This window comes from Burkholderia sp. MSh2, assembly GCF_000731655.1.
Lineage (GTDB): Bacteria > Pseudomonadota > Gammaproteobacteria > Burkholderiales > Burkholderiaceae > Burkholderia > Burkholderia paludis.
In genome coordinates, this window is the sequence record NZ_JPGM01000113.1 from 1 (window position 1) to 13,403 (window position 13,403).

At 56.9% G+C, this 13,403-nt stretch carries 6 protein-coding genes and 2 pseudogenes; 2 read left to right on the plus strand and 6 right to left on the minus strand.

What is annotated here, in order from left to right:
• Positions 1-113 precede the first annotated feature (113 nt).
• From GQ57_RS37135 to GQ57_RS42750, 4 genes and pseudogenes are all read right to left on the minus strand, one after another.
• Positions 114-392 (minus strand): annotated as a pseudogene (locus GQ57_RS37135) (nucleotidyl transferase AbiEii/AbiGii toxin family protein); the annotation flags it as partial.
• Positions 340-780 (minus strand): DUF6088 family protein, encoded by a 441-nt coding sequence (locus tag GQ57_RS41015; RefSeq protein WP_081896877.1) that lies wholly within the window; start codon positions 778-780, stop codon positions 340-342. The gene GQ57_RS41015 and the pseudogene GQ57_RS37135, both read right to left, overlap by 53 nt.
• A 375-nt stretch (positions 781-1,155) precedes the next feature.
• Positions 1,156-2,967, minus strand: coding sequence for a hypothetical protein (locus GQ57_RS37145; RefSeq protein WP_152603467.1), 1,812 nt, complete (start codon positions 2,965-2,967; stop codon positions 1,156-1,158).
• Positions 2,968-2,983: 16 nt separating this feature from the next.
• Complete coding sequence (locus GQ57_RS42750) at positions 2,984-5,569, minus strand: hypothetical protein (RefSeq protein ID WP_152603468.1); 2,586 nt, start codon at positions 5,567-5,569, stop codon at positions 2,984-2,986.
• A 289-nt stretch (positions 5,570-5,858) separates the two neighbouring features.
• Here GQ57_RS42750 and GQ57_RS42755 point away from each other — a divergent pair, with 289 nt between their 5' ends.
• Entirely contained in the window at positions 5,859-7,028 is a 1,170-nt protein-coding gene (locus GQ57_RS42755) for a hypothetical protein (protein WP_152603469.1), read from the plus strand.
• A 255-nt stretch (positions 7,029-7,283) separates the two neighbouring features.
• Positions 7,284-7,670 (plus strand): hypothetical protein, encoded by a 387-nt coding sequence (locus tag GQ57_RS37155; protein WP_152603470.1) that lies wholly within the window; start codon positions 7,284-7,286, stop codon positions 7,668-7,670.
• 17 nt (positions 7,671-7,687) lie between these two features.
• On the opposite strand, the gene GQ57_RS37160 is transcribed toward GQ57_RS37155, so the two are convergent.
• Positions 7,688-13,081 (minus strand): NACHT domain-containing protein, encoded by a 5,394-nt coding sequence (locus GQ57_RS37160; RefSeq protein ID WP_034200522.1) that lies wholly within the window; start codon positions 13,079-13,081, stop codon positions 7,688-7,690.
• A gap of 108 nt (positions 13,082-13,189) precedes the next feature.
• Positions 13,190-13,403: pseudogene (locus tag GQ57_RS41020) on the minus strand (integrase core domain-containing protein); the annotation flags it as partial.

A 13,403-nucleotide genomic window follows, 5' to 3' on the forward strand; every position in this document is an offset into this window, starting at 1 on the left:
GCCCCATAGATCGCTATCAACCTCCCGCCACGGTCCGTCGAGCCTGGCTGGATTCCGATAATATCAACGCGAGACTCACTGCCTGATTGGGTACAAAATTCCGCCTCAGGTCACTTTCTTAGTGCGCTGTCGCTGAGACCATGGGAAGGGGGCAGCACAATCTTAAGATCGATGTCCTCCGACATCCGCTCGATGATGCCGTAGGCCTTCGAAAGACTCGTGCCGCCGCAGAAGACCAACTGGACGTGTTCGTGCACGATGGCCGACAGGGCGCGCAGGGCGTCGGTGACGTGGATGTCCTTTTCGAGAATGGCGGCGGAAATCCCGCCGACATCTTTTTCAGCGAGCAGGGCGTCGATCAACTCCCGCTGGTCGATCGTAATTGTTTTCATATGCGATGGTCTTGGGGCCGAAGCCGAGCTTGCGGGAGATGCGCTTGTTCCCGGTATTGATCACCACGCCGGCGGGAATCTGCGTCGTCGTACCCGCGTTATATGCTGCAGCCTGGCGACTCGGATACACCTTCACACCCAGCTTTTTCAGTGCTTCTGGCGCCAGAAATTCGACGGGTTCGACCGGAATCGGTTTTCCGCTCAAGGCGCTGCGCTTCGCCTTGGCATAGATTCCTACCCCAATTTTTACCACCGCACCTTCGTCAACCAGATTGCGTAACGCACGACTTAGCTGGGCTTCGCTGCCCAGGCCTACAAAATCAGCCCGCAGGAAGACATTGGCCTTTTTCCGACCGAGCGCCTTTCTCAATTTGTCTCGCAGGATCATGATGACCTCCGTCAAACATCCACCATCATTCTAACCTTATGATTATAAGGCGGAAAGACAATCACATGATGCTCATCAATCTGTCTGGGCCCAGTATAGCATTCAGAGGCATCGGAACCTGATCCGGGGCTAACGAAAGGCCGTGTGGAAGGTCGCGGTAACTTGAAGCGCACGAGACGCGATGATGCGTATCTGACGCAGAGTCGCCTGGGATCTCGCCCGCGTCGTTTCCGTGGTGTCGAGCGGCCAGGTCTTTTCGCCGTTCGATGGCGTCGTCGATGCAGGCGAGATACTTGTTGATGGTGCGCCGGGACAGGGGCATGCCGAGTTCGTTGGTCGCGTGTTCGATATGTGTGCGCTCTCTCTTATAGATCACTAGTTGTGAGTCGGCGCGCTACGATCCTCGCCCGCTGACGCATCGAGAGCCGCGAGATCAGTCGCGGCTCTCCTTCTCCCGACAGCCGTTATCCGGAAGCTTTGGGGCTGAGACGGATGCTGGGTCACAAAACCTGCTTGCGCCAGCAGAAAAAGCGCGTGAAGCAGGATATCGCGCATCTCCTCGGCCGTAGACAGGCGCGCCCCACCTAACTGGTTTCTTTCAAGTCCCTCGTCGCCGGCCAGAATGCGGTATCGGTCTTTCACGGGGCGATTGGCTTCAAAGTCTTCAATGCAACGCTCGCCGACTACAGTCAGGTGCAAATTCAGGACGTGATTGCTGGCGACTTCGGCAACGAACTCTGCAGGCCTTGAATGCTTGAAGCGTTCGACGAGGTCTTGCAAGACCGGCAGTGTTAGCCGGTCACCACTTTCCTCCCGACTAGCGACAGGCAAATTCGGCGTTTCCACCGCGCACCAGAGAAGCGCACATAGTGCACTGGCGACCGCGTCCCCTTCCGAACTGTCCTTGCTGGCGCTTAAGGGAAAATGCGACTTGCTGACCATCAGGCGCATGTTTTCCTGCAAGTCGAGTACAGATTGCTGGAGTCCGGCTAAATAAAGCGAGGAAGCAGTACCTTGAGCCGCTTTGAAAGCATCAAGCAGATCTCCCACGGTTCCAACCTGGAACGTAAGATGCTCCTCCGCCAGTTCCCCAACAGTCCGTGCAATTGCGTCGATGGTGCGAGGTACGGCGATGCGCTTGCCGTTCTCGTCACGGGCAAAAGATTTCACCATCGCATGGTGTGTTCGAACCTCGCACGACCGGAAAAGTATTTCGAGTGCGACTTTCAGATATTTTCGGATTTGAAGGCTCTGCCAGGCACGCTGAGTCTCAGCCAAGTCGGTCAGATCTAGCGGCGTCCCGTCAGTGGCAAACCCTCGTGCCATTGTGTGCCGAATCTGGCCAACCGGGATGTAGGTACCCGGCATCCCGCTAGCTGATTCTTCTGCCGCGAGCGCGCGTAGGGCAAGTGTCAACCCATCGCGTCGATGGCGGAAGTTACTCTCAAGAGCGAAGGCGGGCTTTTCTGGGAAAAACTGTGCGGCGAAAGCCTTTCGCTCGGCAGCTGTCGGTTTGTCTAGACGCAGAATTTTCCACAGTGCATCAACGCCGTCAGCGTCGATAGTAATAGCGTCAAGGTTGCGTAGCCACTCGACTTGTTGGGGATCTTGCCCCGCGACCATTTCTTTGAAGGCGTTCGCTAGCGTTTCACCCGCTTCAGTCAGTTCAAAGACGTTGTTGTAGCCAGACCACCGTTCGATTAACCGCAATCCATTCGTAATACTCGGGGCGTATTCATCGGGACCGAGAAACGTGGTCCCATCGGAGCCCGTGGGCTCATCATCAATATCTTCTGAATCGGAGTCACTCGGATAGGTTGCCGAAGGCGTAGGCATCTCCCGGAAGGTCAGGTTAGCCGAGGTGCCCTCGGCGGGCCAGCGGCGAGTCGAACCGGGAAGAGCGGGTACCTCGGCCCGAGCATTTGCCCATACAAGCAGCAGCTGAATCTTCGGCATTCCGGTGTCGAATGCATCCTGAATTTCATCCTCCGTCGCGTCCTGACCCAGCACGCCCCAGATTTGCTGGACCATCCAGCAAATAGCGGAGTAGACACGAATGTATCGTGCCCGATTGTTCAGCCCAGGATAGACCTGTCGGTAAAGTGTCATCACCGACGATTGCAGACCGAGAGGGTCGCGGCCACGGGAGGTCTCGACCTGCGAGACGTAGTGAGGGTGAGAAAGCATTCATTTATCCTCGAACTCAGTCGTCGGTATAGCCGTAGGCCCAGGCTGGAATTCGCGCGGCGACTAGCGTCTCACGCGAAAGACCCACGAAAATCGGTTTATTACAGTTTGGCGTGTGGATTGCAACGCCGTCGCGTGTCAACTGATTCATAAAGTCGAGGTCGTTCAGCCGTTCGTTGCAGGCGGGACAGCCGATCTTCGATTCGAACGGATTCACGGCCACGCCGAGGATGCCGAAGATACGATTCTTTTTTTTGCTTCGAATCAGATTTCGGTGCAACAGGTCGAGCGTGCGATACACCCCCTTGTGACGCGGAAACTTCAAGGCGTTTGCGCTGCCGCTGAAGACTGCCACCACAAGCTCTTCGAGTTCCTGGCGGGTGGCGAGAGATTCCGCAAGCGTCAGTGCCCCCTCGAGCACCTTTGCCTGCATTTGCTCATCCAGCGCCGCAAAGGGCGGAGTTCCCAGAGCATCGTCTGCGAATTCGAGCCATTCGTCAGCGTTCAATGTGCGTCGGACAAACGTTTCAAGGTTTTGCTTCACTTTGGGCGGATTCACGGTCTCGCCACCAAAAAAGACTGTGCAGGCTGCGACGCCACAGAACAGCGGAAGAAGTCGCATGCGGTTGGCTTCACCGTAGTCATATCTGCAGAATTCCGTGAACCACTGCTTGAGCAAGGGACCAAGCGAAGCGTAGTCGGGCTCGTCGTCGCCGGCGAGCGTCCGCATGGCGTTGAGGTTGCTTTGGAGGTATTCCGAGAACGACACGGCAACCAGTCCCGGAATCCACACACCGGTTGCATTGATGCGTAGAACCTGAGGAAGAGTTTTGAGCATCTCGGCAAGCGGATTTTCGGGAGGTTCCCGGCGATGTGGTTGCCGTTTCTGCGAGCGACGGGTTAGCGAGACTGCGCGTTCTGCCTCGTTCGCGGCGTCCTTGGTACAGACATCTTCGTTCTCCGTTTCCGGAACGATGCGGCCACGAGCGGGGCCACCGACGGGCTTACGCAAACTCGCGAATGCTGCTGCAAGAATCTGTCGCGCCGTCTTCGGTGAGACTCCGAGGGCTCTCAGTTCGTCGGGGCTCCACTGGTCGAAACCAGTCTTTTGCAGTAGCTCAGGTACCGTGACCGTCGTCCGGGATGCAATATTTACTTCTTCCGTGGCAGCGTCACGTTGTGCTCGTTTGAGAATTCTTCGGAAGTGCTCGAGGATAGCGCGCAAATCCCTTTCGGATGGTTTCCCTGAGGCGATGTTAGCTGCCGCTTGCGCTAGGTTTCGGTCGATGGGAGGGAAAGCCAGCACGGCTTCCACGTTGAGCCATCCGGTGGCGAGCAACTGGTCCGCATCCAACAGCTTGATGCGAAGCGCATATTCCGTGTCAAGATCGCCGTCTACCGTGACGGAAAAGCTGCCGTCTCGTGCGACGCTTACGTTCGGCAGGGCTTTTTCGCGGCGATTGCGGGACCAGAGTTCGACCGAAACCACCCGTTCAGCAGCATTGGGCAGGAGTCTGCCGCTCAGGCGCTGTTCGTTCAGTTCAGCTTCAACGCACAGTCGCGGACCAGAATCGTCTTCTGCATCATATTCACACGGCTCGTATTCGTCGGGTTCTGCTCTTTCCCACTCGAAGGGAGAACGTTCCAGCTTACGCACCAGTCCCACTTCCACATTCCGCGTTTCACAGAGGCTTTGGCGCGTCGCGTTGATAGATCCCGCCAAAATCAGAACGGCATCGGAGCCTTCTATTTCGATGCACTTCGCATGGACAGGGCGAGGAGTCAGGCCCGTAACCGCTCGGACAAAAGAGTGCGTCTTTGGCAGATGAGGTGCATTCTGGTCGAACGGCGCGATGTAGCGGTGTTCGTTAGTCTCCGAAAGCCATTTGGGCAGCAGCGCGATGCGCGTTTGGTGTACTTGGCAGCGGGTAGCGAGGCGACCGACGGCTTCGGCAGAGCGGGAGTGAAACGGCGAAAAGACCGTGATCCGTGAAGGGTTGATCAGCTGTTGTTCGATAAGCACGCCCAGCTGCTCATGAGCCGGAGTTTGGAGCGTGTGAACAAGCCATGCTGAACGTGGCGAATTTCGGACAAATTCAGAGGCTTTCAAAGCGACTTGCCGAGCCCGTGACGCATAGCTCTTGAGCGTAGAAACGACGTGTGGGGAAAGTCCCGTCCGGTTCAGAAAGAGGTCTGCAAAGTTGGCGAACTCTTCAAAGACGTGCGGGTGGGCACTCGAGTTGACGGAGTCGATGACCTCCAGGTTGCCCCCTTGGCCGGGTTGCGTCAGATTACCGCTACCAATCACCAGCGTGTCATCCGAGGAGCCCTGAAGGTATGCAATTTTGGGGTGAAAGATGCCCGCTTTCTCCATTGCGACAGGCGTAACCCAGAACGCATTGCCTGCATAGGCACTGGCAGTCTCTGCACCTGCTTTGCAGGCTTCCTTTGAGTCAACAAGTAGGTCAATCTGCTCGCAGCCATCAGCCCGAAGGATGGGAAGGCAGAAGGACTCAAACCAGCTTAAGCTCAACGTGTAGGTCGTGAAAAGCGCGCGTTCCGGTTTTACCGCCTTCAGCAGTTCGGTCAGTCTCGGCTTCATGATTCCCCGTAGGAGCCTTTGTTGTTCCGCTATTTTAAACACAGATACGTAGGCTGAAATGATTGTTGATGCTTATACCTTGGGAACCGGCGCCAAGACTACGTTAGATCTAAGGGTAGTTGCGGGGCGGCTCAGTTCGGCACATGCGCGGACGTTCGACATCTTGCGCCGAATCACGGAAAATTAGTGGAAGCAGTTGACACGGTCATGTTATTGATTTGCCGACGCTCAGTAGCACTTCTAGCATGATCGTCCGATTATCATTTTTGACTCAGTTGTGAAAATGAAAATGGATAATATTCCTCAGGATTTGCTAACTATCATTCAAGAACGCGGTGGTGTTATCTTGCCTGAACACACCGACCCATGGACGCGGCACCTGATATCTCAAGCCAAGTCGGCCATCGACAACCAAAAAAATATAATCGAGGCTATGTATTTCAAAAATAATGGCCTTACTCTTCACGCAACAGTATTTGGTTCTCTTTCTCCGGAAGCATTTTCTTCAATTTCATCAAATGAAAAATCGCGTGGAGATATGTTGATTGGAATTAGCTATGGATTCATTTTCAATGCAGCATGCTTGGTTTCATTAATGCTCGCCCGGAGTGATATGTTTACTGAGGTGGGTGACCCTGGTATGGAAAAGGCCGATATCGTTCTTTCATATATACCTAGTAATCTTGCTGACTCTGGCATCCACCCAGTTCAACCCAATTGCCCAATTCGCAAAGCTTTTTCTGTCTATCTGTTTGCCAAGTTTATTGATAGTGTGTTTTTCCACGAGACAGCACACCTAATTAGAGGTCATCTCGGACTTGCTCGGGAAAATGGGGCAGCAATTTGGACGGAAAAAGACAAGGGAACTATTAAATTATCATCCTTGGGACGACAGGCTTTAGAGTTTGACGCCGACAGTGGCGCAATCGAGGAGTCGTGTAATTATTTCTTCGCTTTGCGAGAGCAAATTATTAAGGGAAATTTATCTGGTCCCAATGTGCCGATTACAAAAGCATTGGAGCTCTTGAATTCAGATGTTGTGCGTTCGGCAAAATATATCTTTATGTCGATGTATTTTCCGCTGAGAATGTTCGAGGTGGATCGTTGGACTCTAGAATTGCAAGCGCCATTATCTCACCCAACTTCACCTATACGCATGCTATTTCTGGTGTATATTTTTAGTGATTCCGTACTGTCGGATGAGTTTTTTTGTTTCACGCCCGAACAAGCCAAAGAGGCGGTTTTTGAATGGGCAATTGAGTGCGAACGTTACTACACAGCATTGCAAGATATCGAAATAGCCCCAGACGGCTTGGCAAGCGCCTGGAAGTCACCTGAGGCGAGTCAATACATTGACAGCATCCGGTCAGAGTATGCAAAACTCGAGTCTCTGCTTGCGCCACACGTCATCGATTTTTCTTTTAAAAGATTTCCAGCGGAACGATCCGAGCGTAATTGAATGCAGCTCCTCTGGCGAACGGCTGCTATGGGTTGACTGCGGTTGGCCGGCGAGCCACAGTCGACCAGAATCATATCGGTTGTTCATGATGTCGATAATGATGCGGCAGTCGAAAAACCGCCGGCTAGAAAAAATGATCGGTTCGCATGGTTAACAACTGCGTAGTCGATCAGATGGTATCGATGACGGTACGAAAATGACCATCTCCCGGAGGGCGAATTTCTAGGCGGCCTGGTCAATCTTGTTGACAAGCGAGTGGGCGGTAGGTTTTCGGTACTGCATCTTGCGTCGGCTGCTGAAGAGGTTGTTGCAGGATTGCTCAAGCGGCGACGTTCGGCATCGCCTTTGGCTGGCCCGCAGGATCGGACCGCTCGCGAACAGACGTTGGTTGCGCTTGCGGAGATCTTCAAGGTGCATGGGGTAGAACGCACGGAGAAGGAATTCGGCACGTCCTTGAATGCGCTTCGGAACGGGACCAAGCACCATGATGCTAACGATTCGGAGACGATCGTTGCCGACGTGGAGTCGGTCGCTTGGGACGCGATCCTTCGTGCGGTCGACAACTACGGTCGCTATACGAATACCTTGAGCGAAAGAATGATTGAGTTTGTCCGACACGGGCCGGATACTTCATCGGAATGAAGGTGCGCAATATCGCCTTAGGCAGGCCCTGCTAGCCGGACTCCGCGGAATGATTCGCTCTGTTGTAAGGCGGCGCTGCGGCGATCGCCGAGATCGATAAGCGCATCGAGCACTCGGAGTAGTTTTCGTGCCAATGCTGTCGGCAATGGGTGCTGCCGATCTGCATGCGCTTGTACAAGTGCTGCTATTGCCGCCGGAATGGTGGTGCCTTTCCAGCCGGCGGGCAACCGACCCTCGAGTATTTGGCTTAGTACCTGTTCGGCGAACGTATCGGCCGGGTAAGTGCTACCGGCACGCTCGCATAGGGTTACGAACTGGCGAGCCACGTAAGGATTCCAACCAGCCTGTCGGATCATGCAGTCGACCAGCGGCATCACTTGCGCCAAGTCGCCCCATTGGCCATTGGCAAAACGCTCGGCTCCAGGGGCTCGTTCCACGCTCACGAAGAGCAGCGACTTCACTAACTCCGGGAGGTCGAATCCGCCGAGCCGGCCATCGTTGTAGGGCGAGCGTTGCAGGTCGTCGTGTTCCAGGGTTCGTTCAAGTACGCGAGTTAGCAGTTGTAAAGTTTCCTGTTGAATTTGGGGAGCATCGAGGACGCCGGCACAAACCAGTACCTCGGCGAATGGTTCCAAGAACTGCATCGCAATCTCGTCGGGTTGTTCCAGTATCGGGCGCAGCAGCCGGTCTTGTATTTCGGGTTCGGACGCGTGCATCGCAACATGCGCTAAGGAACGCCCAACCTGATGTTGCCACTCGAACAGGTTCGCATCATCGCGCTCTCGCCCTCTGCGCCTTTCCGTTCGCCAGGTAGGATTTAGCGTATCCAATGTCCATGCCATGAGTGCCTCTAGCGCATCGACATATTTGGTAGCTGCTGTCGGGGTTGCCATGACCGCTGCCACGGGAACCAACTTCAGGATCTTCGCGGCGTACTGGTTGTGCCACACATCCTCAGACCGCTGCCACTCATCGTCGTCGTTCGCCCGACGGCGGCGCCGAGATGTGGTCGACGGCGGAGTGTGAATCCACGAAGGCCGTGGGCGGACCCAAGGAGACAACGACCCCGTTGCTTGGTACTCGTTCCAGGCGTCGATAAGCGCCGCATTGCGGCGGCTTCCTTCCGCTTCCCTCCGGGCCTCCGGCGTCATTCCATGTGTATCCCGCCAAGGTAAGAGCTGCGCTAAACGCAAGCCGAGGTTCAGCCCTGACCAGGCAAAGCGCTGGTCGCGGTCCCAGCACGAAGCGACCGCAGAGAGTGCGGCAAGGGAGACGCCTTCTAGCGGGTGCACCACTAGCTGATACAGCGCTTCGCAGTTGATCGGTTGCCCATTGCCAGCCCGGATTCGTGCGGCTAGGGCATGCGCGACAAAAATCTTCGGATGCCAGGGAATGATGGACCCGGAGAACGTTTCCTCTGAGACCTCGTCCGGCGTTGTCCGGTAATGATCTATCGTGGTAGCTGTCCACTCTGAGTGCGTCGCGACGTCGCAGTAACACGCGATGACCGCAGCTGTCCCTGCAATCGCTCCATCCGTGAACCCGCTGCCTGGCATCAGCGATTGTGCCTGCCCTTTGGCCCGCGCCGCAGCGAGTTCTGTAGCGCGGGCGATTGCCTCGTCCGGCGTGAATCCGGGCGCCAACTTCTTTGAGGAAAAGCACTTTTCGACCCACAGCCACAGTTCCATTTCGCGCGATATCTGAACATGTTGCTGAAGCGCAGCCTGAACCTCAGGCGCTTGGTGTCGCGGGCTGCTCACGGAGATCTGGACGACGTCGTTGCGACCGGGAACCGGACTCGTCGAATAGTTCTCGATGTGACCAAGTTCGGACCACAATTCCGCAGTATGTCGAAGTCCTGCTACATGGCTCGCGTCACTTCCTTCCTCTTCGTAGGCGAATTCCAGTCGGTTTGGAAAGTCGTCGAGCGCTGCTCGACAGGCATCGCGCATTGCGATGTCCGATCCAAGCACGAAGTATGGGATGAGATCGCGTAGCTCCTGTCGACGCGATGACAGCTGGGCGCTCTCTGATACGGCTCGATAATGCGTTGCGGCGGTGGTTTCATCATTGAAACCGATGAGTCCCGCGCTCGCTAGTTGAGGCTCTTGGATGTGGCGTTGAAGGTCGAGGCGGCAGAGCCTTAGGTTCCCGAGGAGGGCCAGCGTCGTAGCTGAAGCTTGCGGAGCTCGCAAGGCAAGATGAACTGCAATGCCCACGACCGCAATGCTCGTGTGCCCCTCCAAGGTCTGTCGCATCACTTCGTCTAGTGACCGCCCGGCGTCTACCTGCGCCAGTGCCCAATGCTCCAACGCCATGAGGGCGCATTCGACGACCTGAGGGCCGCCATGGCCTCTAAACCATGCATAGTGCCGGTCATCGCCCCAGAACTCCTGCGGCCCCCACGGAAACGTTAATATGAGAGGCCGTGGCGTCGACGCGTCACGCCAATGGTGGTGCAGCTGACGCCAGGCAGTTACAGCGTGATTGGTGACGTCGCGAATGAGGGCAAGCGCCGTTTGCGGGGTGTTCGCCAGCAACGAGTAAAAGGGTTCGCGCATGGGCGACGCTGGGAAAAATCCTCGGTGATCGGCGCCGATCGAGAGGCGGTCCCAGTCATGATCAGAGAAACCGTTGTGCGAAAAGTGGGGGCTTTCAAGAAACATCTGGTCGGAACGCGAGCGGCGCTCCGGTGGTATCGCATGTAGATCTTCGCGCAAGCGTCGCCGCTCAGCGGCTTCATCGTGCCAGCGCTGCACGCTTTCGTCTGGCAGTTCGCTCATGAACCATCGTCGGCCGACTTCCGCTAGTTGTGCGGGATGGGTGCTTGACAGTAACGGTGCATAGTTCACTACTTCTTGGAAACCGTCGTCGCTCCAGTGTTCGATCGCGATGATTCTCGCGAGGTAGGTATGGACGACATCAGGGTAGGCGCGTGCAGTCCTAAGGAGCAAAGCGCGCAGCTCGGTTTCCAGGTTGGTTGGTGCACGCGGACGCGGCTCGGCGTCGTTTCCAGAGTTGGTGCGCCGGAAACGCCATGAGAGGTGCTCATCGTCGATGGCTTGCAGCCAAGAAACGCATTGGGAAACGATCCGTTGCGACACCGGGTTTGGAATATCTGCAGTCGCTATCTGCCAAGTCTCAAACAGCGTGACTAAGTCCGGCAGGAAAGCGTCTGGAATCGAGTCGAGTTGCTCAAGCGTCCAAAGCAGCAGGCGGCGCCAGGCGAGGAAGTCGGAGGGCCAGCCCAGCAAATCCGCGAGGCGGATTCGGGCCGCGGGCTCCAGGTCGTCGCTACCAAGTTGACCTGATAACACGAGCGGATTGGGTGTTGTCTTCTCTGCCTGCATCCATACCAGCAGCTTGCCGAACAGGCGGTGCTCGTTCGCGGCGAGCGTCGCGGAAAACATATCAACTTGCTCGGCGAATCGCGAACCGAACACAGGTGCGACAAGCCACGCTCTTAGCCACTGCGGCCGCACTTGGACCTGCTCGAGGGCGTGTAGTTGGTGCGGCCATTGCTCTCGAGCCGAATAGGTGGCCTGCGACAAGAGTTCAACCACCCGCGCCAGTGCGGGCGGTTCGCCGACTGCTGTCAAGGTGTCGATCCAGTCCTCACTTTGATCCAGCAATAGATGCAAGAATGACCACTCAAAGAAAATGTCATGGCTAAACTGAGCCGTGTGCCCGATCCGGACTTGCTGCACCAAGCCGTCTTCTTCCAGGGCCGGCAATACGGCCTGAGTGGTGGCGGATAGGTCCCGAAGCCGCATATTGCGGCCGAGGTCGGGCGCACTGTGCTGTGCCAACTCAACAAGGGCCCTCTGTCGGGCAAGAGCTTGGGGCGCTTGCGAATCGTAGCCGCCGCGGGACCACCAAGCATCCACAAGTTCAACTTCGGACCGCGGCGCGAAATCGGCGGGATATGCCGCTCTCGAAAATCCTCGAGCCAGCACCGCCGCGAAAAAGGGCCGACGTGCTAGCGTGCGAACTCGCTCGTCACCACCGGTCAGGAGCGACTGCAGGGCCGGCAGCGTCCTGGCGAGGGAAACTGCCTCCTCAGAGGACAGGTTTTCGACATCGACGTAGCCCACGCCACCATTTACGAGTAGATCGGCGGGAACCCAATTGCGCAAGGGTTCGATGCCTGCATCACGAGCCGTTGCCACCACGCGCCAGCCGACCAGAGCGGGATTCGTCAGGAGTTGGCCGAGCAGGTCTGTCACGACTGCGCGCTGCTCCGGTGCAATGCGGTCCAGGCCATCAATGAACAGCACAGCATGGCCGGTGGCTGCGATCTCGACCAAGAGCGGTTCGATTGATGTGATCGACAGCCCCGTGGCGCGTGCATGTTCTGCCCAGCTTCTTCCCGCGAGCCGGTTGGCCGTGAGGAACAGCGTCGTCCCGTCGGTCGCGAGGCGTTGAACGAGGTCTCGCAGTAGTACCGTCTTGCCTGTGCCTGGCAATCCCTTGATCAAGGTCAGGCGGTGCGCCTCCATTTCAACGGAAAGTTTGTCGCGCAGCGGTTGCCGATCGAGATGCATGCCGCCGATGTCATCAGCCTGTTGCATAAGCCAGTGACTCGTGCTTTCCCGCAGATTTTGCATGTCGGCAGCGTGCGCCGGGGCACTGTTGAACCGCCAGCCGGCAAGGGCGCGCAGTACTGAGGCCTTCGTGTGCGCCGCGCTACGTCCCGCGCCATCGCGCGCGAGCTGTCGTAATTGGTTCCACAAATCGCCGGCTCGGCCGACTTGGCTCGCGACGAGCGTTCGCTGTAAGCTGGCGACGGCCTCCGCTTCGTGGGTGGATCCGGCCTGGAGGAAGTCGAACCGGATGAGCGTCAGGTGCTGAAACAGGCGGTACAGCTGATCGTCGGGCAAGGGCCCGGCTGTACTATCTTGTGCGGCCTGACGGACCGCTTCTGCCACTGCGCGATGAGATGCCGATGCATTGCCACCATCTGCGAAACGCAGCACGAAGGTTGCCACAGTGTCAGATGCTCGCGCCCACTCACAGACTGTCGTGAAGCTTCGGAACGCCTCTTCGGCTACGGAGCCGGTGATCGCGCCGACCCGGTCGATGTGCTCGCGGAAATCGGGCTTCTGTAGCGTTTGCCAGCTATGCTGGATTACCTCACGGAAATCGCTGTTGCTGGGTGCGCTGGAGATCGTGAGTTCGCGCTTGACTTGCAAAGATATCCGCATGACTGTCGCGTCGGCCAGCCCTACAGCATCGACGATGATGTCATCGAGAGGCTCGCCGAAGTCGGCTTGCTGCTGAGCGACGCGTTCGACGACGCGCGACGTCAGTCCGGCGGCGGTCGTGCCTCCGACTAACGCGACTAGGTAGTAGGCCGCGACGGCGTCTTCATATGTGAATCCGGCGCCGCCGGTGAGCTCTGGTGATGTCATGCTACACAGCCCCGAGGTTGTTCGCCTGTGGTCCGCGAGAGTCAGCGTCGCTGGCGAGTTCGAATATACCAATTATGCAGTTGACCTGAGGCGGAATTTTGTACCCAATCAGGCAGTGAGTCTCGCGTTGATATTATCGGAATCCAGCCAGGCTCGACGGACCGTGGCGGGAGGTTGATAGCGATCTATGGGGCCGGCGCTCGTTGTAGAACTGCCGCCAGCGTTCGATGAGCACCTTGGCCTCGGCGCGGCTGCGGAACCATTCCCGGTTCAGCAATTCGTCACGTAGCTTGCCGTTGAAGCTCTCGACGAATCCGTTTTG